21 protein-coding genes are annotated in these 19,910 nt (G+C 69.6%); 14 read left to right on the plus strand and 7 right to left on the minus strand.

The window, feature by feature from the left end; translation table 11 throughout:
• The first annotated feature begins 7 nt into the window (after window positions 1–7).
• Genes AC5Y4Q_RS05375 through mnmA form a run of 4 tightly spaced genes read left to right on the plus strand, consistent with a single transcriptional unit; the run spans window position 8 to window position 3,935 of the window.
• Window positions 8–823, plus strand: coding sequence for a GNAT family N-acetyltransferase (locus AC5Y4Q_RS05375; protein WP_064923878.1), 816 nt, complete (start codon window positions 8–10; stop codon window positions 821–823).
• Window positions 820–1,638, plus strand: a complete 819-nt coding sequence (locus AC5Y4Q_RS05380; RefSeq protein WP_065019460.1) for a lysophospholipid acyltransferase family protein — start codon at window positions 820–822, stop codon at window positions 1,636–1,638. Before AC5Y4Q_RS05375 ends, AC5Y4Q_RS05380 begins: the two co-directional genes overlap by 4 nt.
• A gap of 48 nt (window positions 1,639–1,686) precedes the next feature.
• Window positions 1,687–2,865 (plus strand): cysteine desulfurase family protein, encoded by a 1,179-nt coding sequence (locus AC5Y4Q_RS05385; RefSeq protein ID WP_064923926.1) that lies wholly within the window; start codon window positions 1,687–1,689, stop codon window positions 2,863–2,865.
• Window positions 2,862–3,935, plus strand: coding sequence for a tRNA 2-thiouridine(34) synthase MnmA (mnmA, locus tag AC5Y4Q_RS05390; protein WP_064923877.1), 1,074 nt, complete (start codon window positions 2,862–2,864; stop codon window positions 3,933–3,935). The genes AC5Y4Q_RS05385 and mnmA overlap by 4 nt, the downstream gene beginning before the upstream one ends.
• A 10-nt stretch (window positions 3,936–3,945) precedes the next feature.
• On the opposite strand, the gene AC5Y4Q_RS05395 is transcribed toward mnmA, so the two are convergent.
• Window positions 3,946–4,551: a sensor domain-containing protein gene (locus tag AC5Y4Q_RS05395; protein ID WP_064923925.1), complete on the minus strand. Its 606-nt coding sequence runs from the start codon at window positions 4,549–4,551 to the stop codon at window positions 3,946–3,948.
• A gap of 80 nt (window positions 4,552–4,631) precedes the next feature.
• On the opposite strand from AC5Y4Q_RS05395, the gene AC5Y4Q_RS05400 reads away from it, so the two are divergent.
• The 3 genes from AC5Y4Q_RS05400 to AC5Y4Q_RS05410 all read left to right on the plus strand — a co-directional run bounded on the left by AC5Y4Q_RS05400 (window position 4,632) and on the right by AC5Y4Q_RS05410 (window position 6,817).
• Window positions 4,632–5,645, plus strand: coding sequence for a uroporphyrinogen decarboxylase/cobalamine-independent methonine synthase family protein (locus AC5Y4Q_RS05400; protein ID WP_064923876.1), 1,014 nt, complete (start codon window positions 4,632–4,634; stop codon window positions 5,643–5,645).
• Between the two features lie 375 nt (window positions 5,646–6,020).
• Entirely contained in the window at window positions 6,021–6,509 is a 489-nt protein-coding gene (locus AC5Y4Q_RS05405) for an SRPBCC family protein (protein ID WP_064923875.1), read from the plus strand.
• Entirely contained in the window at window positions 6,506–6,817 is a 312-nt protein-coding gene (locus AC5Y4Q_RS05410) for an ArsR/SmtB family transcription factor (protein WP_109535757.1), read from the plus strand. Before AC5Y4Q_RS05405 ends, AC5Y4Q_RS05410 begins: the two co-directional genes overlap by 4 nt.
• Here AC5Y4Q_RS05410 and AC5Y4Q_RS05415 read toward each other — a convergent pair.
• Together AC5Y4Q_RS05415 and AC5Y4Q_RS05420 are read right to left on the minus strand one after the other, a co-directional pair.
• Window positions 6,812–7,207, minus strand: a complete 396-nt coding sequence (locus tag AC5Y4Q_RS05415) for an MmcQ/YjbR family DNA-binding protein (protein WP_064923874.1) — start codon at window positions 7,205–7,207, stop codon at window positions 6,812–6,814. The two genes, AC5Y4Q_RS05410 and AC5Y4Q_RS05415, sit on opposite strands and share 6 nt — an antisense overlap.
• A 17-nt stretch (window positions 7,208–7,224) precedes the next feature.
• Window positions 7,225–8,076, minus strand: a complete 852-nt coding sequence (locus AC5Y4Q_RS05420) for an EamA family transporter (protein ID WP_082952759.1) — start codon at window positions 8,074–8,076, stop codon at window positions 7,225–7,227.
• A gap of 219 nt (window positions 8,077–8,295) precedes the next feature.
• Here AC5Y4Q_RS05420 and ligA point away from each other — a divergent pair, with 219 nt between their 5' ends.
• Entirely contained in the window at window positions 8,296–10,374 is a 2,079-nt protein-coding gene (gene ligA, locus AC5Y4Q_RS05425; RefSeq protein WP_064923873.1) for an NAD-dependent DNA ligase LigA, read from the plus strand.
• On the opposite strand, the gene AC5Y4Q_RS05430 is transcribed toward ligA, so the two are convergent.
• On the minus strand, window positions 10,371–11,036 hold the full coding sequence (locus tag AC5Y4Q_RS05430; RefSeq protein ID WP_109535759.1) for an ACT domain-containing protein: 666 nt from the start codon (window positions 11,034–11,036) through the stop codon (window positions 10,371–10,373). The genes ligA and AC5Y4Q_RS05430 overlap by 4 nt on opposite strands.
• A gap of 39 nt (window positions 11,037–11,075) precedes the next feature.
• Between AC5Y4Q_RS05430 and gatC the strand changes: the two genes are divergently transcribed.
• The 4 genes from gatC to AC5Y4Q_RS05450 all read left to right on the plus strand — a co-directional run bounded on the left by gatC (window position 11,076) and on the right by AC5Y4Q_RS05450 (window position 14,460).
• Window positions 11,076–11,375, plus strand: coding sequence for an Asp-tRNA(Asn)/Glu-tRNA(Gln) amidotransferase subunit GatC (gatC, locus tag AC5Y4Q_RS05435; protein WP_064923922.1), 300 nt, complete (start codon window positions 11,076–11,078; stop codon window positions 11,373–11,375).
• Window positions 11,372–12,853 carry an Asp-tRNA(Asn)/Glu-tRNA(Gln) amidotransferase subunit GatA gene (gatA, locus tag AC5Y4Q_RS05440; RefSeq protein ID WP_064923871.1) on the plus strand — a complete coding sequence of 494 codons (1,482 nt, stop codon included), beginning with the start codon at window positions 11,372–11,374 and terminating at the stop codon, window positions 12,851–12,853. Before gatC ends, gatA begins: the two co-directional genes overlap by 4 nt.
• A gap of 101 nt (window positions 12,854–12,954) precedes the next feature.
• Window positions 12,955–13,986, plus strand: a complete 1,032-nt coding sequence (locus tag AC5Y4Q_RS05445; protein WP_064923921.1) for an ATP-dependent 6-phosphofructokinase — start codon at window positions 12,955–12,957, stop codon at window positions 13,984–13,986.
• A gap of 111 nt (window positions 13,987–14,097) precedes the next feature.
• Window positions 14,098–14,460 carry a hypothetical protein gene (locus AC5Y4Q_RS05450; protein ID WP_064923870.1) on the plus strand — a complete coding sequence of 121 codons (363 nt, stop codon included), beginning with the start codon at window positions 14,098–14,100 and terminating at the stop codon, window positions 14,458–14,460.
• Between the two features lie 8 nt (window positions 14,461–14,468).
• Here the strand turns inward: AC5Y4Q_RS05450 and AC5Y4Q_RS05455 are convergent, their stop codons facing one another.
• The gene (locus AC5Y4Q_RS05455; RefSeq protein ID WP_064923869.1) at window positions 14,469–14,855 is read right to left on the minus strand and encodes a DUF2237 family protein; all 387 of its coding nucleotides are present in this window, start codon (window positions 14,853–14,855) and stop codon (window positions 14,469–14,471) included.
• Between the two features lie 37 nt (window positions 14,856–14,892).
• Here AC5Y4Q_RS05455 and tenA point away from each other — a divergent pair, with 37 nt between their 5' ends.
• Both tenA and gatB read left to right on the plus strand, forming a co-directional pair.
• On the plus strand, window positions 14,893–15,561 hold the full coding sequence (gene tenA / locus AC5Y4Q_RS05460) for a thiaminase II (RefSeq protein ID WP_064923868.1): 669 nt from the start codon (window positions 14,893–14,895) through the stop codon (window positions 15,559–15,561).
• 24 nt (window positions 15,562–15,585) lie between these two features.
• A complete protein-coding gene (gatB, locus tag AC5Y4Q_RS05465) occupies window positions 15,586–17,088 on the plus strand; it encodes an Asp-tRNA(Asn)/Glu-tRNA(Gln) amidotransferase subunit GatB (RefSeq protein ID WP_064923867.1) in 1,503 nt (500 codons plus the stop codon).
• A gap of 285 nt (window positions 17,089–17,373) precedes the next feature.
• Here the strand turns inward: gatB and gjpA are convergent, their stop codons facing one another.
• Window positions 17,374–18,423 carry an outer membrane porin GjpA gene (gjpA, locus tag AC5Y4Q_RS05470; RefSeq protein ID WP_064923866.1) on the minus strand — a complete coding sequence of 350 codons (1,050 nt, stop codon included), beginning with the start codon at window positions 18,421–18,423 and terminating at the stop codon, window positions 17,374–17,376.
• A gap of 306 nt (window positions 18,424–18,729) precedes the next feature.
• Window positions 18,730–19,851 (minus strand): PQQ-dependent sugar dehydrogenase, encoded by a 1,122-nt coding sequence (locus tag AC5Y4Q_RS05475; protein WP_064923865.1) that lies wholly within the window; start codon window positions 19,849–19,851, stop codon window positions 18,730–18,732.
• Between the last annotated feature and the right edge of the window lie 59 nt (window positions 19,852–19,910).

Genomic DNA, 19,910 nt, shown 5'->3' on the forward strand with positions numbered 1-19,910 from the left:
GGCGATTGTGAGCACTGGTTCTGTTCTCATCGCCCCCGAGCCCACCACCACCACCGACACCCCGCGATACTCGCTGCTGGTATCCACCGAGCCCGCCCTGATCGAAGCCGCGCAGCGGCTGCGCTACGAGGTGTTCAGCACCGAGCCGGGATTCACCCTGCCGCCCGCGGCCGACGGCCGAGACGCCGACCGATTCGACCAATACTGCGATCACCTGCTGGTGCGGGACGACACCTCCGGAGCGCTGGTCGGCTGCTACCGGATGCTGCCCCCGACCGGCGCCATCGCCGCCGGAGGCCTTTACAGCGCAGCCGAATTCGACGTCGCCGCACTCGATCCGCTGCGCCCGTCGCTGGTCGAGATGGGCCGGGCGGTGGTGCGCCCGGGGCACCGCAACGGTGCCGTCGTGCTGTTGATGTGGGCCGGGATCCTGGCCTACCTGGACCGCTACGGATACGACTACATCACCGGCTGCGTCTCGGTGCCCGTCCACGGCGAGGGCGCGCCCGGCAGCCAGATCCGCGGCGTCCGCGACTTCGTGCGGCGCCGCCACGCCTCACCGCACCGGCTGACGCCGTATCGGCCGGTGGTGCTGGACGGCAAGAGCCTCGAGGAGATCGCGCCGCCGGCCCGTCCGGTCCTGCCGCCGCTGCTGCGCGGCTATCTGCGGCTGGGCGCGCGGATCTGCGGTGAACCGGCCCACGACCCCGGCTTCGGGGTGGGCGACTTCCCGGCGCTGTTGTGCCGCAGCGACGCCGATACCCGCTACCTGAACCGCCTGCGCTCGGTCGCGGCGGCAGCCGACGTCGCCACGGACGCGTGAACCACGGGGTCGTCAACGCCTGGGCGCCGCGGCCATCGTGTACGCCGGCGTGCGTGCACGGCGGCGCGAAGCTGTTGTTCCCGGCGGTGGTGGCGGCCCGGCTGGCCCTGCTGATGCTGCTGCTACCGGTGCTGCCGCTGCTGGCGGCGCCGCTGCCGGGCCGGGTCACCTTCCAGCGCGGCTGCTGCCGGCTGGTGTTGCGCTGCTTCGGAGTGCGGGTGACGACGATCGGGGCACCGTTGCGCAACCTGCGCGGCATGCTGGTGGTCAGCGGGCACATCTCCTGGCTGGACGTGTTCGTCGTCGGCGCGGTGTGCCCGGGGACATTCGTGGCGCGCGCCGACCTGATCAGCTGGCCCGGCATCGGGGCGCTGGCCCGCCTCATGCGGATCATCCCGATCGACCGGGACAGCCTGCGCCGGCTGCCGACGGTGGTCGAGGCAGTGGCCGCCAGATTGCGGGAAGGCCGTACCGTCGTGGCGTTCCCGGAGGGCACCACCTGGTGCGGGCGCGCCCACGGCAGGTTCTATCCGGCGATGTTCCAGGCCGCCGTCGACGCGGCGCGCCCCGTGCAGCCGCTACAACTCAGCTACCACCATCCCGACGGATCCCGCTCGACCCTGCCGGCCTTCGTCGGCGACGACACCCTGGCGGCCTCGATGCGCCGGCTGATCACCGCACGGCGTACCGTCGCGCGGGTGCACGTCGCATCCCTGCAGCTGCCCGGGACAGATCGGCGCGAGCTGGCCGCCCGCTGCCAGGCCGCCGTGGGCTGCCAGGTGCGACCGCCCCGGCAGGCCTGCATCTGCTGCTGACGCATGGCCACCGAGGTGACGGGAACTGCCCGGTATCCTGGGCGGGTCATGGTCTATCTGGATCACGCAGCCACCACCCCGATGTACCCCGAGGCCATCGAGGCGATGACGGCCGTGATGGGCACCGTCGGCAACGCCTCGTCGCTGCACGCCGCCGGCCGCAGCGCGCGCCGCCGGATGGAGGAGTCCCGGGAGTCGATCGCTGCACTCCTGGGCGCACGTCCGTCGGAGGTGGTGTTCACCGCCGGCGGCACCGACGGCGACAACCTGGCGGTCAAGGGCATCTACTGGGCCAGGCGTGACGCCGACCCGCGCCGGCGTCGGATCATCACCACCGAGATCGAACACCATGCTGTGCTGGACGCGGTCAGCTGGCTCGCCGACCACGAAGACGCCGAGATCACCTGGCTGCCCACCGCTGCCGACGGTTCGGTGACGCCGGACGCGCTGCGCGCGGCGCTGCAGGACTCTGAGGATGTCGCACTGGTATCGGTGATGTGGGCCAACAACGAGGTCGGCACTGTGTTGCCGATTGCCGAACTCGCCGCCGTCGCAGCGGAATTCGGCGTGCCCATGCACTCCGATGCGGTGCAGGCCGTCGGTCAGCTGCCGGTCGACTTCGCGGGCAGCGGGCTGTCGGCGCTGACTCTGACGGCCCACAAGTTCGGTGGGCCCTGCGGGGCCGGCGCGCTGTTGATGCGCCGCGACGTGGCCTGTGTTCCGCTGATGCACGGCGGGGGCCAGGAGCGTGACATCCGTTCGGGCACACCCGATGTCGCCGGCGCCGTCGGCATGGCAACCGCGTTGCAGATCGCGGTGGGCTCACTGGAGGACACCGCCGACCGGGTGGCGGCCATGCGGGACCGGCTCATCGACGGGGTGCTCGCGCGGATTGAGGACGCCTGCGTCAACGGGTCGCGCACCGAGCGGCTGCCGGGCAACGCGCACTTCACCTTCGCCGGCTGCGAAGGTGACTCGCTGCTGATGTTGTTGGATGCCAACGGCATCGAATGCTCCACCGGTTCGGCCTGCACCGCCGGGGTGGCGCGGCCGTCGCACGTTCTGACGGCGATGGGCGCTGACCCGGTGGCCGCGCGGGGCTCGCTGCGGCTGTCATTGGGGCACACCAGCGTCGACGCCGACGTGGATGCGGTGCTGGCGGTGCTGCCGGGCGCGGTGGACCGGGCCCGTCAGGCCATGCTGGCCGCCGCCGGGGTGCCACGGTGAAAGTCATAGCCGCGATGAGCGGCGGGGTGGATTCGTCGGTCGCCGCCGCCCGCATGGTCGATGCCGGGCACGAGGTGGTCGGCGTGCACCTGGCGCTGTCCCGCAACCCGGGCACACTGCGCACCGGCTCGCGGGGCTGCTGTTCGCGGGAGGACTCCGACGACGCCCGCCGGGTCGCCGACCTGCTGGGCATCCCGTTCTACGTGTGGGACTTCTCTGAGCAGTTTCAAGCCGAGGTGATCGACGACTTCGTCGACTCCTATGCCCGCGGTGAGACCCCGAACCCGTGCGTGCGCTGCAACGAGAAGATCAAGTTCTCCGCGGTGGCCGCCCGCGCCGTGGCGCTCGGCTTCGACATGGTGGCCACCGGCCACTACGCCCGGCTCGCCGACGGCCGGCTGCGCCGCGCGGTCGACGCCGACAAGGACCAGTCCTATGTGCTGGCGGTGCTGACCGCCGAACAGCTCAGCCACGCGGCGTTCCCGATCGGCGACACCCCCAAGCCGGCCATCCGCGCCGAAGCCGCCGAACGCGGCCTGGCGGTGGCGAGCAAACCCGACAGTCACGACATCTGCTTCATCCCGACCGGCGACACCCGCACCTTCCTGGGCAGCCACATCGGGGTGCGGCCCGGGGCGGTCGTCGACGCCGGCGGGACGGTGCTGGCCGAGCACGACGGGGTGCACGGCTTCACCATCGGCCAGCGCAAGGGCCTGGGCATCGCCGGCCCCGGCCCGGACGGCCGGCCCCGCTACGTGACCGGCATCGACGCCGCCACCGCCACCATCACCGTCGGCACCGCCGCCGACCTGGACGTGCTGGGCCTGACCGGACGGACGCCGGTATTCACCTCGGGAAGCGCCTGGCGCGGCCCGGTCGAATGCGAGGTGCAGGTGCGCGCCCACGGGGAGACCGTGGGCGCGGTGGCCGAGCTCGTCGGCGACGATCTGCGCGTGCGGCTGCGTGCGCCACTGCGCGGGGTGGCCCGCGGTCAGACGCTGGTCTGCTACCGCCCGGACCCGCACGGCGACGAGGTGATCGCCAGCGCCACCATCGCCGACACCGCCTGAGCCACCGGCCTTAGCCCGGCACCGCCGCCGCCATATTCGTCACCACCAGGTCAGCGATCGATTCGGAGAAGCCGCAGTGGGTGACCTCCAGCAGCACCACCGCCTTGAGCAGGTAGGCGCGCCCGCACTCACCGGGCCGGGTGTGCAGGGACTGCTCGTCGGCGCCCCAGTCGCCGACCATCTTCGGCCCGACGGGGCTGCCGGCACAACCGGCGACGGTGGCCACCAGCTCGTCGAATGCGCGGCGGGCGAACTGCGGGTCGGGGTAGGCGGCCGCGCCCTCGGAGATCAACGCGCCCTTGGGCGGGTACTGGTAGGTGGTCTTGCGGAACTGGGTGTACCCGCTGCCGAACACCGCCGTCTCGGTGAAGACGAAGCGGCACGGTGGCGACACCGTCGCGGCAAGCTCATCGATGTCCACCGGGGCGATGGAATCCATGGTGGGGATGATCGTCAGGTCCTCGTCGGTACCGGTGATGCCGCGCATCCGGGAGGTATCGAGCAGGATCGCCCCGACGCGGACGGCGCCGTCGGGCACCGGCGCCACGACCGGTGCCAGCGCCGTGCCACCGACGAACCGGGTACAACCGAGCACCGTCGCGGCTACCGCACCCATGAGCACCAGCCGCGACGTCTTCACTCGTCGAAGGTAACCCGCCGTGTCGAGGTCGAAACCTCCTTCAATACGGTTGCTCGATGAGCGCTTTCGCCACCGGGACCGCCCTGGGGTCATGGCCGGGCACTTCGGCGCGCCAGGCCGCCGAGGTCGTCGTCGGCGAGCTGGGCGGCGGCCTGGCCCACCTGGTCGAGTTGCCGGCCCGCGGGGTGGGTGCGGATCTGCTCGGCCGGGCCGGTGCGCTGCTGGTCGACATCGCCATCGACACCGCCCCGCGCGGCTACCGGCTGTGTGCGCGCCCCGGCGCGGTGAGCCGGCGCGCGGTCAGCCTGCTCGCCGAGGACACCGACGCCCTCGAAGAGGCCTGGGAGATCGCCGGGCTGCGCGGCGGTGGGCATCCGGTCAAGGTGCAGGCGCCCGGGCCGCTGACCCTGGCCGCCGAGCTGGAGCTGGCCAACGGCCACCGGGCGATCACCGACCCGGGCGCGATGCGAGACCTGGCCGCGTCGCTGGCCGAGGGCCTCAAGACGCACCGGGCCGACCTGGCCCGGCGGCTTGACACCCCGGTGGTCGTACAGCTCGACGAGCCGTCCCTGACCGCCGCGGTGACCGGCCGACTGGCCGGGGTCACCGCGCTGAGCCCGGTGCCCGCCCTCGACGAGGCCGTGGCCATCGCGCTGCTCGACAGCTGCGCCGAGACGGTGGGCGGCGAGATCCTGGTGCACAGTTGTGCCTCGGAGTTGCCGTGGAACGTATTGCAGCGCAGCAGTATTGCGGCGATATCCCTGGACTGCACCGCCTTGGCGCCGGCCGACTACGACGCGATCGGCGCGTTCCTCGACTCCGGGCGCACCGTGGTACTGGGCATGGTCCCGGCGGTCGCGCCGGCGCGGCGCCCGTCGGTGGAGGAACTCGCCGCCGCGGCGGCGGCGATCACCGACCGGATCGGCTTTGCGCGTTCGCTGCTGGCCGAGCGGGTCGGCATCAGCCCGGTCTGCGGGATGGCCGGCGCCACGCCCGAGTGGGCGCGCACCGCAGTGGGGCTGGTGCGTAAGGCGGGTGAGGCGCTGGGGGAGGACCCGGAGGCGGTGTAGCGGCTCCGGCGGAAACCGGCTCCGAGCCGAGGCTGATTTTCCACAAATGGCGAACTAGTTGTCGGTGTGCCGTGCGATGCTGTCTCGCGATGCGGCGGCGGACGACGAGGTCGGCGATTACTTCACCCGGTCGGAGCTCAATTGCGTGACAGCTTCGGTGATCTGGTCCGAGCGGGGAATACCTTGGACTACGACATCAATCAGCACCGATGATGCTACGCGGATGTCGTCTTTGTCGTCGCGTTGACCGGAACGGCACCTGCTTCCCCTACGGGAGTCTCCGGCCGGCGGGATCTACCCGATCTAGAAGCGCAACCGTTTGGTTGCGCATAGGGGCCGAGCCTGTTCTACTGATAGGCAACCAGGAGGTTGCATATGAGTGCCGATCGTATCGAGAAGCAGGTCGTGTTGCGGGCATCGCTGGACCGGGTCTGGCGGGCGATCAGCGACGCGGCGGAATTCGGGCAGTGGTTCGGGGTCCGGTTCGACGGCCCGTTCGTCGCCGGAACCGCGGTGACCGGGACGATCACCCCGACCACCGTCGACGCCGACGTCGCCCGGCTGCAGGAACCGCACGCCGGGAACCGGGCGACCTGGCACATCGTCGCCGTGGAACCCCCGCGGCGGTTCGCCTACCGCTGGCACCCCTTCGCGGTGGACGCCGATGTGCGGGACGAACCGATGACACTGGTGGAATTCACCCTCGCGGAGACGCCCGAGGGGGTGCTGCTCACCATCGTCGAGAGCGGGTTCGACGCGCTGCCCGCCGCGCGGCGGTCGAGCGCCTTCGAGGCGAACTCGGGTGGCTGGGCGCACCAGGCCGAGTTGGTGCGCAAGTATCTGGCGCTGGGCCGGCCGGCGTGACGGCTCCGGTCTTCGAGGCGCTCGGCGACCCCAATCGCCTTCTTATCATCAACCGGCTGTGTGAGGGCGGTCCCCGTTCGACATCCCAGGTCGCCCAGGTGATCCCGGTGACACGGCAGGGGGCCGCCAAGCACCTGCAACTGCTGGAGGCGGTCGGCCTGGTCAGCAGCACCCGCCGCGGCCGGGAACGCATCTGGGAGGTCCAGGCCCGGCCGCTGGCCGACGCCGGCGACTACCTGTCCGTCCTGTCACGACGCTGGGACGCCACCATCGACCGGCTGCGCGCCCACGTCGAAGACGGGTCATAGCCCGTCGAGCAGCCGGATCAGCCGCGGTGCCGCGGTCAGCCGAAACGAGGCGTCGACCAGCTCACCGACCTCGTCCCAATCCACCGGGGCCGCAGTGAAATCCAGTCCCAGCCACCCCGATGGCGCCAGATACATCGGACGAAAGAACCGACTGTCTTGCTCAAGTGCTCGCCGCTCCGATTCGTCGACCTTGACCAGCAGCGCGTGGGGGTAGCGCACCACCGACCCGTCGATCTTGGCGCTGCCACCGAAGACGGCGAACATCTTCGGCGCGCAGAACACCGGGCGGCCGTGCGAGATCTTCTCGGACGCCTCGGGAAACCCCAACGCGATGCGGCGCAACTCCGCCAGGCCCGGGTCGTCGTCGTGGAACATGATCGGGTGCGGCATCGACCCAGGCTAAAGCCTCAGCCGGCGGTGATCATCGCCACCGCGGCCGCCGCGAGCACCATGCCGACCACTTGCCAGCGATGTACCCGCTCGCGCAGCACCACGATCGCCAGCACCACCGTCGCCGCCGGATACAGCGAGATCAGCACGCTGCCCAACGACAGCAGCGAGGTGTGCAGCGTCAGCACCATCGTCACGTTGGCCCCGGTATCCAGCACGCCGGCAACCAATGCCAGCCGCAGCGGGAACCCGGACGGCGGCGTCGCATTGCGAGTGGCCGTTGCCAAAACGACCACCAGCACGGTGGCCGCAGCCCGGGCGAACAGCAGTGGCCACAGCCGCGACTGCAGCTCGGTGTGGTCGATGCAGACGAAATTGAGCCCGAGCGCGAAGCCCGAACCGATCGTCAGCCAGGCCACCTTCGGGGTGAAGCGATGTGGACCAGCGCCGGCACCGCTGGCTTCCCGGCTGATCAGGACCACGGCCGTCAGCGCCAGCAAGATGCCCGCCGTGGCGACCGGACTCGGCCGCTCACCCAAGAGGAACCCGAATCCGATCGGGACGGCGGCATCGACCAGCGCCGCCAGCGGGGACACCACCGAAATCGGCCCGGCGCCGAGCGCCGAGAAGAACCACCAGATACCGATCGCTTGACTGATTCCGCCCAGCGCACCGTAGACCACCGCGTTGGCGGTTACCGATCCGCCGCAGACGGCGGCCAGGCCGCCGATCAGCACCATCGACACCGGTGTGGAGATCAGGATCACGCGCAGGGCGGCGACCTGGCGGGCGGCCACCCCGCCCACGAAGTCGGTGACCCCGAAACTGGCCGCCGATAGCAACGCCAGTGAGGGGCTTGAAGAGGCCATGCTTGCTCGTGCTCCTGGGAAAGGTCGATGCCAGCGGTCTTGAGCAAGCTCTCATGCATCACGAAGGCTTACGCATAGCGGAGATTAATCAGCCTTGGTGTACGCGCAGTGAACGGCTCGGGTCGATTTGGGTGTTCCGGCGCTGGCTGCCGGCTCGCGCGGTCAAGAATCACCCTGCGCCGAAATTCCGGCGACGGCCCTACCGGATAACCTGCGGGGGTGAGCCCAGAAGCGGACAGCGTCCCCCCCGAGATCCGGCGGCAGTGGCACGACCTGGCCGAAGAGGTGCGCGAGCACCAGTTCCGCTACTACGTCAAAGACGCGCCGATCATTCCCGACAGCGAGTTCGACGAGCTGTTCAACCGGCTGCTGGCCCTCGAGGACGCCCACCCGGAGCTGCGGGCCGCCGACTCACCCACCCAACTGGTGGGCGGTGCCGGTTTCACCACCGAGTTCGCGCCGGCCGAGCACCTGGAGCGCATGCTGTCGCTGGAAGACGTGTTCTCACCCGAGGAGCTGACGGCCTGGGCGGGCCGGGTCGCCGGTGAGATCGGCGGCGACACCACCTATCTGTGCGAGCTCAAGGTCGACGGGGTCGCGCTCGGGCTGGTGTATCGCGACGGCCGGTTGAGCAGTGGCGCCACCCGCGGCGACGGTCGGGTCGGTGAGGACGTGACCCTCAACGCGCGCACCATCGCCGATATCCCCGAATTCCTCACCGCCGACAGCCAATTCCCGGTCCCGACGGTACTGGAGGTGCGCGGGGAGGTGTACTTCCGCCTGGAGGACTTCGAAGCCCTCAACGCCGGCCTGGTCGCTGAGGGCAAGGCGCCGTTCGCCAATCCCCGCAACAGCGCGGCCGGCTCACTGCGGCAGAAGAACCCGGCCATCACCGCCCGACGCAACCTGCGGATGGTCTGCCACGGGCTGGGCTACACCGAGGGCTTCAACCCCGAGACCCTGCATGAGGCCTACACCGCGATGAAGGCCTGGGGTCTGCCGGTCTCGGCGCACACCGCCCGCGTCGAGGGCATGGCCGCGGTGGCCGAACGCATCGCCTACTGGGGTGAGCACCGCCACGACGTGGAACACGAAATCGACGGCGTGGTGGTCAAAGTCGACGACCGGGCGTTGCAGCGCCGGCTCGGCGCCACCTCTCGGGTGCCGCGCTGGGCGGTGGCCTACAAGTATCCGCCGGAGGAGGCGCAGACCACGCTGGTCGACATCAAAGTCAGCGTCGGCCGCACCGGGCGCGTCACCCCGTTCGCCTACATGACCCCGGTCAAGGTGGCCGGCTCCACCGTCGGCCTGGCCACCCTGCACAACGCCTCGGAGGTCAAACGCAAAGGGGTGCTGATCGGCGACACCGTGATCATCCGCAAGGCCGGCGACGTGATCCCCGAGGTGCTCGGGCCGGTCGTGGACCTGCGCGACGGCACCGAACGCGAATTCGTCATGCCCACCCACTGCCCGGAATGCGGCACCCTGCTGGCGCCGGCCAAGGAGGCCGACGTCGACATCCGCTGCCCGAACGCGCGAACCTGCCCGGCGCAGCTGCGCGAGCGGGTGTTCCACGTCGCCGGGCGGGGCGCCTTCGACATCGAGGCGCTCGGGTACGAGGCGGCGATCGCGCTGCTGAGCGCCGGCGTCATCACCGACGAGGGCGACCTGTTCGACCTCACCGAAGACGACCTGCTGCGCACCGAGTTGTTCACCACCAAAGGCGGTGCGCTGTCCAAGAATGGGCGGCAACTGCTGGCCAATCTCGACAAGGCGAAATCGCAGCCGCTGTGGCGGGTGTTGGTGGCGTTGTCGATCCGCCATGTCGGCCCGACCGCGGCCCGGGCGCTGGCCACCGAATTCGGCAGCCTGGACGCGATCACCGCGGCGTCCACCGAGCAACTGGCGGCCGTCGAGGGCGTCGGGCCGACCATCGCCACCGCCGTCACCGAATGGTTCGACGTCGACTGGCATCGCGCGATCGTCGACAAGTGGCGGGCGGCCGGGGTGCGGATGGCCGACGAGCGCGACGCAAGCATCGAACGCACGCTGGAGGGCTTGAGCATCGTCGTGACGGGGTCGCTGACCGGCTTCTCCCGCGATGAGGCCAAGGAGGCCATCATCGCGCGCGGCGGCCGGGCGGCCGGGTCGGTGTCGAAGAAGACGGCCTATGTCGTCGCCGGTGACGCACCGGGATCAAAGTACGACAAGGCCGTCGAACTCGGCGTGCCGATCCTGGACGAGGAGGGTTTCATCCGATTGCTGGCCGAGGGACCCGCCGACGAGTCGACGGATTAGCGCAGCAGGGTCGCGACGATCCCGGCCAGATAGCCCAGCCGCGCGACCTCGGCCGGCAGGAACGCCGGACCGCCGGTGCGTCCCAGCACGATCGCGGTTCCTGGGTCACCCAGCGGGGCGGCCAGCAGCGCAGTGTCCATCTCCCGCCATACCGCGGGCACCCAGTCTTCGGTGTTGTCCAGTGCGGTGGCCCGTTCGAGTGGTAGCCACGGCACCGCCCCGACTTCGGTCTCGGGGGTGCCGGGGCTGCCGGCCAGCCGGCGGAACTGCCCGCCAGCTCCCTGGCCGCGTACCACCACACACCAGCTGACCCGCAGCACCCGGGGCGCCTCGTCGACCAGCTTCTGCAGCTTGGCCGAGCGGTCACCGGCCGCCGCGACGTGGTCGATGAGCTCGAGTTCGCGGTGCGCCTCCAGCAGCCCGGTGTGTGGGCGCACGCTGTGCACCCGGATCCCGGTGAGCCGTTCGGCGGCGGTGATCAGCACGTCGGGCATCGATCCGGGCGGCAGTTCGACCACCAGATCGTCGATCGCCGAGCCGTTGCCGCGCTCGACGACGTCCAGCGACAAGATGTCGGCACCCACCGAGCCCAGGGCGACCGCTAGTGAGCCGAGGCTGCCCGGGCGGTCGTCGAGTTCGACGCGCAGCAGATAGGAAGGCACGGCGAACACTGTTCCACAGCCCGACTAGGCTTGGCGGCCGTGTCCCAGATCTCCCGTGACGACGTAGCCCACCTGGCCCGACTGGCCCGGCTGGCGCTGACCGACGCCGAGCTCGACGGCTTCGCCGGCCAGCTCGACGCGATCCTTACCCATGTCAGCACGATTCAGGCCGTCGACGTCGCCGGCGTCGAGGCGACCGACAACCCGCTCAAGGACGTCAACGTCACCCGGCCCGACGAGATCGTGCCCTGTCTGAGCCAGGCCGAAGCGCTGGCCGCTGCGCCCCGCGCCGAAGACGGCCGCTTCGCGGTCCCGCAGATCCTCGGGGAGGGCCAGTGAGCGAGCTGATCCGATCCGACGCGGCCATCCTGGCGGCGCGCATCGCCGCCCGCGAGGTGTCCTCGGTCGAGGTGACCCGAGCCCACCTGGACCAGATCGCGGCCACCGACTCGAAATACGGGGCTTTTCTGCACGTGGCCGCCGACGAGGCGCTGGCCGCCGCGGAGGCCGCCGACAAGGCGATCGCGGCCGGGGAGTCGCCGTCGGCCCTGGCCGGGGTCCCGCTGGCCCTCAAAGACGTGTTCACCACCGTCGATGCGCCCACCACCTGCGGATCGAAGATCCTGGAAGGCTGGCGCGCCCCCTACGACGCGACGGTCACCCTGCGGCTGCGCGCGGCCGGCATCCCGATTCTGGGCAAGACCAACATGGATGAGTTCGCGATGGGCTCCTCCACCGAGAACTCCGCCTACCAGGTCACCCGCAACCCGTGGGATGTCGAGCGGGTGCCCGGCGGATCGGGCGGCGGCAGCGCCGCGGCGCTGGCGGCGTTCCAGGCCCCGCTGGCCATCGGCACCGACACCGGCGGCTCGATCCGGCAGCCGGCCGCGCTGACCGCCACCGTCGGTGTCAAACCCACCTACGGCACCGTGTCCCGCTACGGGCTGGTGGCCTGCGCGTCGTCACTGGACCAGGGCGGGCCGTGCGCCCGCACGGTGCTCGATACCGCGCTGCTGCATCAGGTGATCGCCGGACATGACCCCCGCGACTCCACCTCGCTGGACGCACCGGTGCCCGACGTCGTCGCCGCCGCGAAAGCCGGTGCCACCGGCGATCTTTCGGGCGTGCGGATCGGTGTGGTGCGCCAGCTGCACAGCGGCGAGGGCTACCAGCCGGGCGTGCTGGCGTCGTTCAATACCGCCGTGGAGCAGCTCCAAGCCCTGGGCGCACAGATCTCCGAGGTGGACTGCCCGCACTTCGACTACTCGCTGAGCGCCTACTACCTGATCCTGCCCTCGGAGGTGTCATCCAACCTGGCCCGCTTCGACGCGATGCGCTTCGGGCTGCGCGTCGGCGACGACGGCACCCACAGCGCCGAGGAGGTGATGGCGATGACCCGGGCGGCCGGCTTCGGCCCGGAGGTCAAGCGCCGCATCATGCTCGGCACCTACGCGCTGTCGGCCGGCTACTACGACGCCTACTACAACCAGGCCCAGAAGGTGCGCACGCTGATCGCCCGCGACCTGGATGAGGCCTACCGGAGTGTGGACGTGCTGATCTCGCCCACCACGCCCACGACCGCGTTCCGGCTGGGGGAGAAGGTCGACGACCCGCTGGCGATGTACCTGTTCGACCTGTGCACGCTGCCGTTGAACCTGGCCGGGCACTGCGGCATGTCGGTGCCCTCGGGGCTCTCCGGCGACGACGGGCTGCCGGTGGGCCTGCAGATCATGGCGCCGGCGCTGGCCGACGACCGGCTCTACCGGGTGGGCGCGGCCTACGAGGCTGCCCGCGGGGCGTTGCCGACGGCGATTTAGCCGCACCCCAGCCCGCTCAGCGTGCGGTTTTATACGCGACGCGCCGAGGAGCACGGATGAATCCGCACAATCGGGCCCGTTGCGTCGGCAAGATGGATCTCATGCGGATCGGAGTCCTCACCGGTGGCGGTGACTGTCCCGGGCTGAACGCGGTGATCAGGGCCGTGGTGCGCACCTGCGATTCGCGCTACGGCTCGACGGTGGTGGGATTTCAGGACGGCTGGCGCGGCCTGCTGGAGAACCGGCGTATCCAGCTGGCCAACGACGACCGCAACGACCGGCTGCTGGCCAAGGGCGGCACCATGCTCGGCACCGCCCGGGTCAACCCCGACAAGCTGCGCGCCGGGCTGGACCAGGTCAAAGCGACCCTCGATGACAACGGCATCGACGTGCTCATCCCGATCGGCGGGGAGGGCACGCTGACCGCGGCGCACTGGCTGTCGCAGGAGAACGTGCCGGTGGTCGGGGTGCCCAAGACCATCGACAACGACATCGATTGCACCGACGTCACTTTCGGCCACGACACCGCCCTGCAGATCGCCACCGAGGCCATCGACCGGCTGCACTCCACCGCCGAATCCCACCAGCGGGTGATGCTGGTCGAGGTGATGGGCCGCCACGCCGGGTGGATCGCACTGAACGCCGGGCTGGCCTCCGGTGCGCACATGACGCTGATCCCCGAGCAACCCTTCGACGTCGAAGAGGTGTGCCGGCTGGTCAAGCAGCGCTTTCAGCACGGCTCGTCGCACTTCATCTGTGTCGTGGCCGAAGGCGCCAAACCCGCTGCCGGGTCGATGGAGCTGCGGGCCGGCGGGATCGACGAGTTCGGCCACGAACGGTTCACCGGGGTCGCCGCCCAGTTGGCCGTCGAGATCGAGCAACGTGTCAAGAAAGAAGTGCGCACCACCGTGCTGGGCCACGTGCAGCGGGGCGGCACGCCCACCGCCTACGACCGGGTGCTGGCCACCCGGTTCGGGGTCAACGCCGCCGACGCCGCCCACGCCGGGGAGTACGGGATGATGGTGGCGCTGCGCGGCCAGGAGATCGGCAGGGTGGCGCTGGCCGACGCGGTGCGCCAACTCAAGGTGGTCCCGCAGAGCCGCTATGACGATGCGGCGGCGTTCTTCGGATAGTCCTCCCCGTTTGTGCATGCCAAGTTCAGGCAATAGTCACACAATGGTCAAAGACCGTTCGGCGGGCTGGGGTTCGCTTGCCGGGCGGACAACGGTTGGGGGGGGCGCGCCATGGGAAAGCTATCGCGGCTGGCCGCAGCGCTGTGCGCCTTGCCGGGCGGGCTTGTCCTCGCCGGGCCGGCCCACGCCAGCGGTGACGCCATCAGCGGATATGTCGACGATCACGGCGGGGAAGTCTGCGCGTTCATGACCGACCAGCCGAATCTGGCCGGAGTCAAACACGCGGTCAACCACATTCTGGAGACCAGCGGGTTGCCCCAGGATCAAACCGGTCAATTGCTAGCCGGGTCCGTGATGGCCGATTGCCCTCAATACGGCGAGCTGGTCGAGGAATTCATCTGGTACGTCCATCACCGCCAGCAGCAGCAGAACGGTGGCATCGGCCTCGGCGCCGGTGCCATTTTGGGCAAGTAGCGCTCCGCCTATAAATCGCCCGGGTCGTCCGGTACGTCAACGGCGTACGCGCGCAATACATCCAGCGCAACCACGTCGAGGGTGCGTTCATGGGTGGCGGCCAGTACCACCGGAGCCGCCCGCCCATCGCGGTGCGCCCGCAGCCAATTCAGCGCGGTGACACACCAGCGATCACCGGGCACCAAGCCCGGGAACCGATAGGCCGGCATCGGCGTGGACAGGTCATTGCCGATCGAGCGCTGGTGCTCGAGGAACTCGGCCGTGACCACGGCGCAAATGGTGTGCAGGCCGACGTCCTCCGGCCCGGACGAACAGCAGCCGTCGCGGTAGAAGCCGGTGACGGGGTCGGTGCCGCACGGCTGCAAAGGGCCGCCCAGTACGTTGCGGTCGGGCATGGGCGTCAGTCTAGGGCGGCATCACTTAGCGTGAGGTATGGCTGAGCGGACGCGCGCGCTGTTGTGGGCCGATATCGCCGAGATCTACCAGCGGATCTGCGATCACCCCTTCATCACCGGGCTGACCGACGGGTCGTTGGGCCACGACCGATTTCGCTACTACATCGCCCAAGACGCGCACTACTTGCGCGCCTACGCGCGGGCGCTGGCCGGTTGTGCGGCCAAGGCGCCGGTCGAGGCGGAGTTGACGATGTTCGTCGAGCACGCCGGGGTAGCGATCGCCGCCGAGGCCGAACTGCACGCCGGGCTGCTCTCCGACCTGGGCCTGGACGCCGGGGTGGCCGCGGCCGTGCCGGTCGCCCCGGCCACGCAGGCCTATGCCAGCTACCTGTTGGCCGTCACCGGATCCGGCTCCTACGCCGAAGCCGTCGCCGCGGTGCTGCCCTGCTATTGGCTTTACGCCCGGGTCGGCGAACATCTGCAGCGCCACGGCTCGCCGGAGCCGCTGTTCCAGCGCTGGATCGACACCTACGCGGGCCCCGACTACCAGGCGGTGGTTGATGCGGTGCTGGCGGTCACCGACCGGATTGGCGCGCAGGCGTCATCGGCCGAGTGGGACCTGATGCGCCGGCATGTCCACACCGCCGCACGCTATGAGTGGATGTTCTTCGACGCCGCCTACCGGATGGAGGACTGGCCGGTGTGATCGGGTCACCTAGACTTTCCTTCCATGACCGCTGCTGTCGCCGAACTGCTCGACTACGACGACGTCGTCGCCCGCTTCGACCCGGTGCTGGGCCTGGAAGTGCATGTCGAGCTGTCCACGGCCACCAAGATGTTCTGCGGCTGCTCGACCGCGTTCGGCGCCGAACCCAACACCCAGGTGTGCCCGGTCTGCCTCGGCCTGCCCGGTTCGCTGCCGGTGCTCAACGCCGCGGCCGTCGAATCGGCGATCCGGATCGGGCTGGCGCTGAACTGCGAGATCGCGTCCTGGTGCCGGTTCGCCCGTAAGAACTACTTCTATCCCGACCAGCCGAAGAACTATCAGATCTCCCAGTACGACGAGCCGATCGCCTTCAACGGCCACCTGGACGTGCCGCTGGAGGACGGGTCGGTCTGGCGGGTGGACATCGAACGCGCCCACATGGAGGAGGACACCGGCAAGCTCACCCACGTGGGCAGCGACACCGGCCGCATCGAGGGCGCCAGTGAATCCCTGGTGGACTACAACCGGGCCGGGGTGCCGCTGATCGAGATCGTCACCAAGCCGATCACCGGGGCCGGTGAGCGTGCCCCACAGATCGCCCGGGCATATGTGACCGCGTTGCGGGATCTGCTGCGCTCCCTGAATGTCTCCGATGTGCGCATGGATCAGGGGTCCATGCGCTGTGACGCCAATGTATCGCTGATGCCTACTGGTACAACGGAATTCGGCACCCGTACCGAGACGAAGAACGTCAACTCGCTCAAAAGCGTCGAGGTGGCGGTCAGCTACGAGATGCGGCGCCAGGCCGCGGTGCTGACCGGAGGCGGAACGGTCATCCAGGAGACCAGGCACTTCCACGAGGCCGGCTACACCAGCCCGGGCCGGGCCAAGGAGACCGCCGAGGACTACCGTTACTTCCCAGAACCGGACCTGGAGCCGGTGGCGCCGAGCGCGGAGCTGGTCGCGCAGTTGCGGGAGACCATTGGCGAGCTGCCGTGGTTGGCCCGCAAGAAGATTCAAGACGAGTGGGGCGTCTCCGACGAGGTGATGCGCGACCTGGTCAATGCCGGTGCGGTCGAGTTGGTGGCGGCCACCGTGGCGGCCGGGGCGTCCAGCGAAGCAGCCCGGGCCTGGTGGGGAAACTTCCTGGTGCAGAAGGCGAATGAGGCCGGGGTTGAACTCGACGCCTTGGGCATCACCCCGAAGCAGGTCGCCGAGGTGGTGTCGCTGGTGGATTCGGGCAAGCTGTCCAACAAGCTGGCCCGCCAGGTTGTCGAAGGCGTGCTCGCCGGAGAGGGGGAGCCGACCCAGGTGATGACCGATCGTGGCCTGGCGGTGGTGCGCGACGACTCGGTGATCCAGGCGGCGATCGACGAGGCGCTGGCCGCCAACCCCGATGTGGCCGAGAAGATTCGGGGTGGCAAGGTGCAGGCCGCCGGTGCGATCGTCGGTGCGGTGATGAAAGCCACCAAGGGCCAGGCGGATGCCGCCCGGGTGCGTGAACTGGTGCTGGAAGCCTGCGGGTAGCTCCGGCTGCCTCAGCCGGCGGCGGCGCCGCTTCGGGTCCGGCCCCTGTGGTCGAAGATGAACTGCAGCCACCGAACGTCGATCAACATCGTGTCGTCTTCCTTTTCGCTAGACGGTCTCGGTGTGCCGCGGTGGTGACCTTGACCCGGGTTCCAAAGTAAGCCGGATATTTAAGGCCGTCGGGCGGAGTCGGTAAAGCTTCTGTGAGAACCGCTGCGGCGGTGGCGACGACGACGAAAGTGGCCCCCTTCGTGAAGGGGGCCACTTTCGTGATGATCGACCGGTCTACAGGCCGAACGAACTCGCCAGGTCGGCGAGCAGGTCGGCGCCCGCGGCGCTGCCGCCGGCAGCAACGTCGTCGAGCGGATCGCCCACGCCGTCCCAGCCGAGCGCCATGGCGATGATCTCCTGCAGGCTTTGCCACGCGCCCAGCAGCCCGACGCCTTGGCCCTCAACCTCGAGCGGGAAGCCCATGAGGCCGGTGGTGAGTCCCAAGCCGTTGATGATCGAGCCGCCGATGCCGGGGGAGCTGCCGTCGGAGATCTCCTTGATGAAGCCCTCGACGTCGGTCCCGGTCAGGCCGGGCGACAGCAGCCCGCCGAAGGTGTAGCTGAGCGCGGTGACGTCCAGGTCCGCGGGCAGCAGGCCGGCCTCGGTCAGGCTCGGCAGCAGCGCGTCCAGGTTGAGGGTGGCCCCGTTGAGCAGCCCGCCGACCATGTTGGCAGGGATGTTGGCCATCTCCTGCAGCGCCGCGGTCCAGTCCGGGTTGTCGCCGGACAGTGCGGTGCTGATCTCACTGACGCTGTTGCCCAGCGCCACCAGCGGGCTGATGGACGGGCCGAGCGCGCCGATCAGCACCCCGCTGAGCGGTGAGGCGAGGAAGGAGAGAATCGGCGTGAGCTCATCGGTGGTGAGCGGGAAGTCCTCGGGCATGTACTGCGGCATCACCAGCGTGATCAGGGCCTGCAGCGCGTCGTTGCTCAGCAGCAGCGGTGAGATCGTCAGGTCGGTTTGCATGCTCGGCTGCACGACGGCATCGATGACGGCCTGCGGGTCGATCGACACGCCGTGCATCAGGTCGTAGATCAACTGCTGTCCCGCCACCATCGGGGTCTCCGACATGTGGTCCCACAGCGCGGTGGCGTTGGTCTTGGCGGTGTCGAAGACGTCCTGCCACGCGCCGAACGGGTCGAAGTCGGCGGTCAGCGCGACCGTGGGTGCCTGCCCGGCGGACACGGCGGCAAGCGGTGCGGCGACGGGGGTGGCCGCAATGGCGCCGGCGCCGACGAGCGCCGCGCCGGCGACGATCCACGGTGAGCGAACAACGTTTTGCATGGGGCTCCTCATTACAGTTGCTGTGACCGGTCGCACAGTCGGCGAAACGTTACTTGAAAGTAGCTTAGGAGAGCAAGTCGGCGACGTTGTTTTACGCACGCGTAAATAATGGGGCGGTCTGTGGTCCACGTCGGTGGAATCAGACGCGGAAAAGACCAGTTAGTCGGTGCGCGCAGTGCGTCACTTCGCTGAGCTACGGGTGGTGGCCCGGGGGCATCGGCCGGGATGACGGACCGGCGCGCGCTGCGGTTGGCAAAGGTTTGCCCAAAGTTAACTTAATGGCCGCACAGGTCAATGCGGGCCGGATCAGTCCTTGTCGTCGTTGGCGCGCGGGAACCCGCCGCCGGACGGGAACAGGGGAAACACGACGTCGTCGAGTTTCTCCGCGTCGCCGGCGGTCTTGTTCACCGTCGCCCCCCAGACGTTGCCGTCCGGCGACATCTTGACGGCCCAGACGTGGCCGTGGGTGTCCTGACGCATCACCTCGGGCTCGCTGGTCACCGAACCGGTACCCGAGGCCAGCCGCACGGCCACGGTCTGCTTGGTGTTGATCAGGTTGACCAGCACGATTCCGTCCATCGCGGCGCAGCCGGCGACGCCGGGCTTGTCCGGCCAGGTCCATACCGTCGATACCCGGGAGTCCTTGGTGATGCGCTGCAGGCGATCGCCGCTCGGAGTCCGGTCGGTGACGTAGAGCGAGCCGTCGACCCGATCGACGCATAACCCGCCGCCGGCACCCATTCCGCTCAGCGCGGTGGTGGGCGGCGCCTGCCCGATCGTCGTCGGTTGCTCGATACGCAACACCTTGCCCGCCGTGGAACCGGGATCAGCGGCCGCGGCCGGGTTGCCTGCGTCGCCGGTCAGCACCACCAACGTGGTGGGGCTGGTGAAGATCAGTGCGCCGGTGTTGCCGGTCGCGCCCTTGGGAATTCCGGTCAGGATGTCCTTGGGCACGTCGCCGTCGGCGACCCGGACCACCCGGTTGTCGGTGGGGGTGCTGATGTAGGCGTACATCAGCCGGTCCTGGGCGTACGTCGGCGACAGCACGATGTCCATCAGTCCGCCGTCACCGGACGGGTCGACGCCGATGACCGTCTTCACCTTGGGTTCGGCGGTCAGCGAGACCTCCTTCACCGCGCCGGTGGTCCGCTCGGCGACCAGCGCCGATTTGCTGTCGGCGTGCATGATCAGGCCGCTGGTGCTCTCCAGGCAGCCCTGCATCACCCCGGGGGCCGGGCATTGTTTGGGGAACGGGTTGGCCGGCAGCGGCGGGGGCGGCGGGGGCGTCGTGCTGGGAGCCATCCCGCGGCGGGGCACGGTGGTGAAGGGCTGTGACTGAGCGTCGTCGAAGTGCGCGCAACCGGTCAGGACCAGTAGGGCCGCGCACAGCACGACAGGCACCCGGTGAATCGCCCCGCGCATCCGCATGCCCGTCAGGTTACGGACACCGGGTCCGGTTTCGCCACGATGCCCGCCCCGGACGACGA

The organism is Mycobacterium sp. NGS16, assembly GCF_059813225.1.

What these genes read in the sequence shown, in the direction of transcription:
- AC5Y4Q_RS05385 (WP_064923926.1), top strand. Translation starts at nt 1,687, where the DNA reads ATGGTCTATCTGGATCACGCAGCCACCACCCCGATGTACCCCGAGGCC.
- AC5Y4Q_RS05395 (WP_064923925.1), bottom strand. Translation starts at nt 4,551, where the DNA reads ATGGGTGCGGTAGCCGCGACGGTGCTCGGTTGTACCCGGTTCGTCGGT.
- AC5Y4Q_RS05400 (WP_064923876.1), top strand. Translation starts at nt 4,632, where the DNA reads ATGAGCGCTTTCGCCACCGGGACCGCCCTGGGGTCATGGCCGGGCACT.
- AC5Y4Q_RS05405 (WP_064923875.1), top strand. Translation starts at nt 6,021, where the DNA reads ATGAGTGCCGATCGTATCGAGAAGCAGGTCGTGTTGCGGGCATCGCTG.
- AC5Y4Q_RS05415 (WP_064923874.1), bottom strand. Translation starts at nt 7,207, where the DNA reads ATGCCGCACCCGATCATGTTCCACGACGACGACCCGGGCCTGGCGGAG.
- AC5Y4Q_RS05420 (WP_082952759.1), bottom strand. Translation starts at nt 8,076, where the DNA reads ATGGCCTCTTCAAGCCCCTCACTGGCGTTGCTATCGGCGGCCAGTTTC.
- AC5Y4Q_RS05445 (WP_064923921.1), top strand. Translation starts at nt 12,955, where the DNA reads ATGCGGATCGGAGTCCTCACCGGTGGCGGTGACTGTCCCGGGCTGAAC.
- AC5Y4Q_RS05450 (WP_064923870.1), top strand. Translation starts at nt 14,098, where the DNA reads ATGGGAAAGCTATCGCGGCTGGCCGCAGCGCTGTGCGCCTTGCCGGGC.
- AC5Y4Q_RS05455 (WP_064923869.1), bottom strand. Translation starts at nt 14,855, where the DNA reads ATGCCCGACCGCAACGTACTGGGCGGCCCTTTGCAGCCGTGCGGCACC.
- tenA (WP_064923868.1), top strand. Translation starts at nt 14,893, where the DNA reads ATGGCTGAGCGGACGCGCGCGCTGTTGTGGGCCGATATCGCCGAGATC.
- gatB (WP_064923867.1), top strand. Translation starts at nt 15,586, where the DNA reads ATGACCGCTGCTGTCGCCGAACTGCTCGACTACGACGACGTCGTCGCC.
- gjpA (WP_064923866.1), bottom strand. Translation starts at nt 18,423, where the DNA reads ATGCAAAACGTTGTTCGCTCACCGTGGATCGTCGCCGGCGCGGCGCTC.
- AC5Y4Q_RS05475 (WP_064923865.1), bottom strand. Translation starts at nt 19,851, where the DNA reads ATGCGGATGCGCGGGGCGATTCACCGGGTGCCTGTCGTGCTGTGCGCG.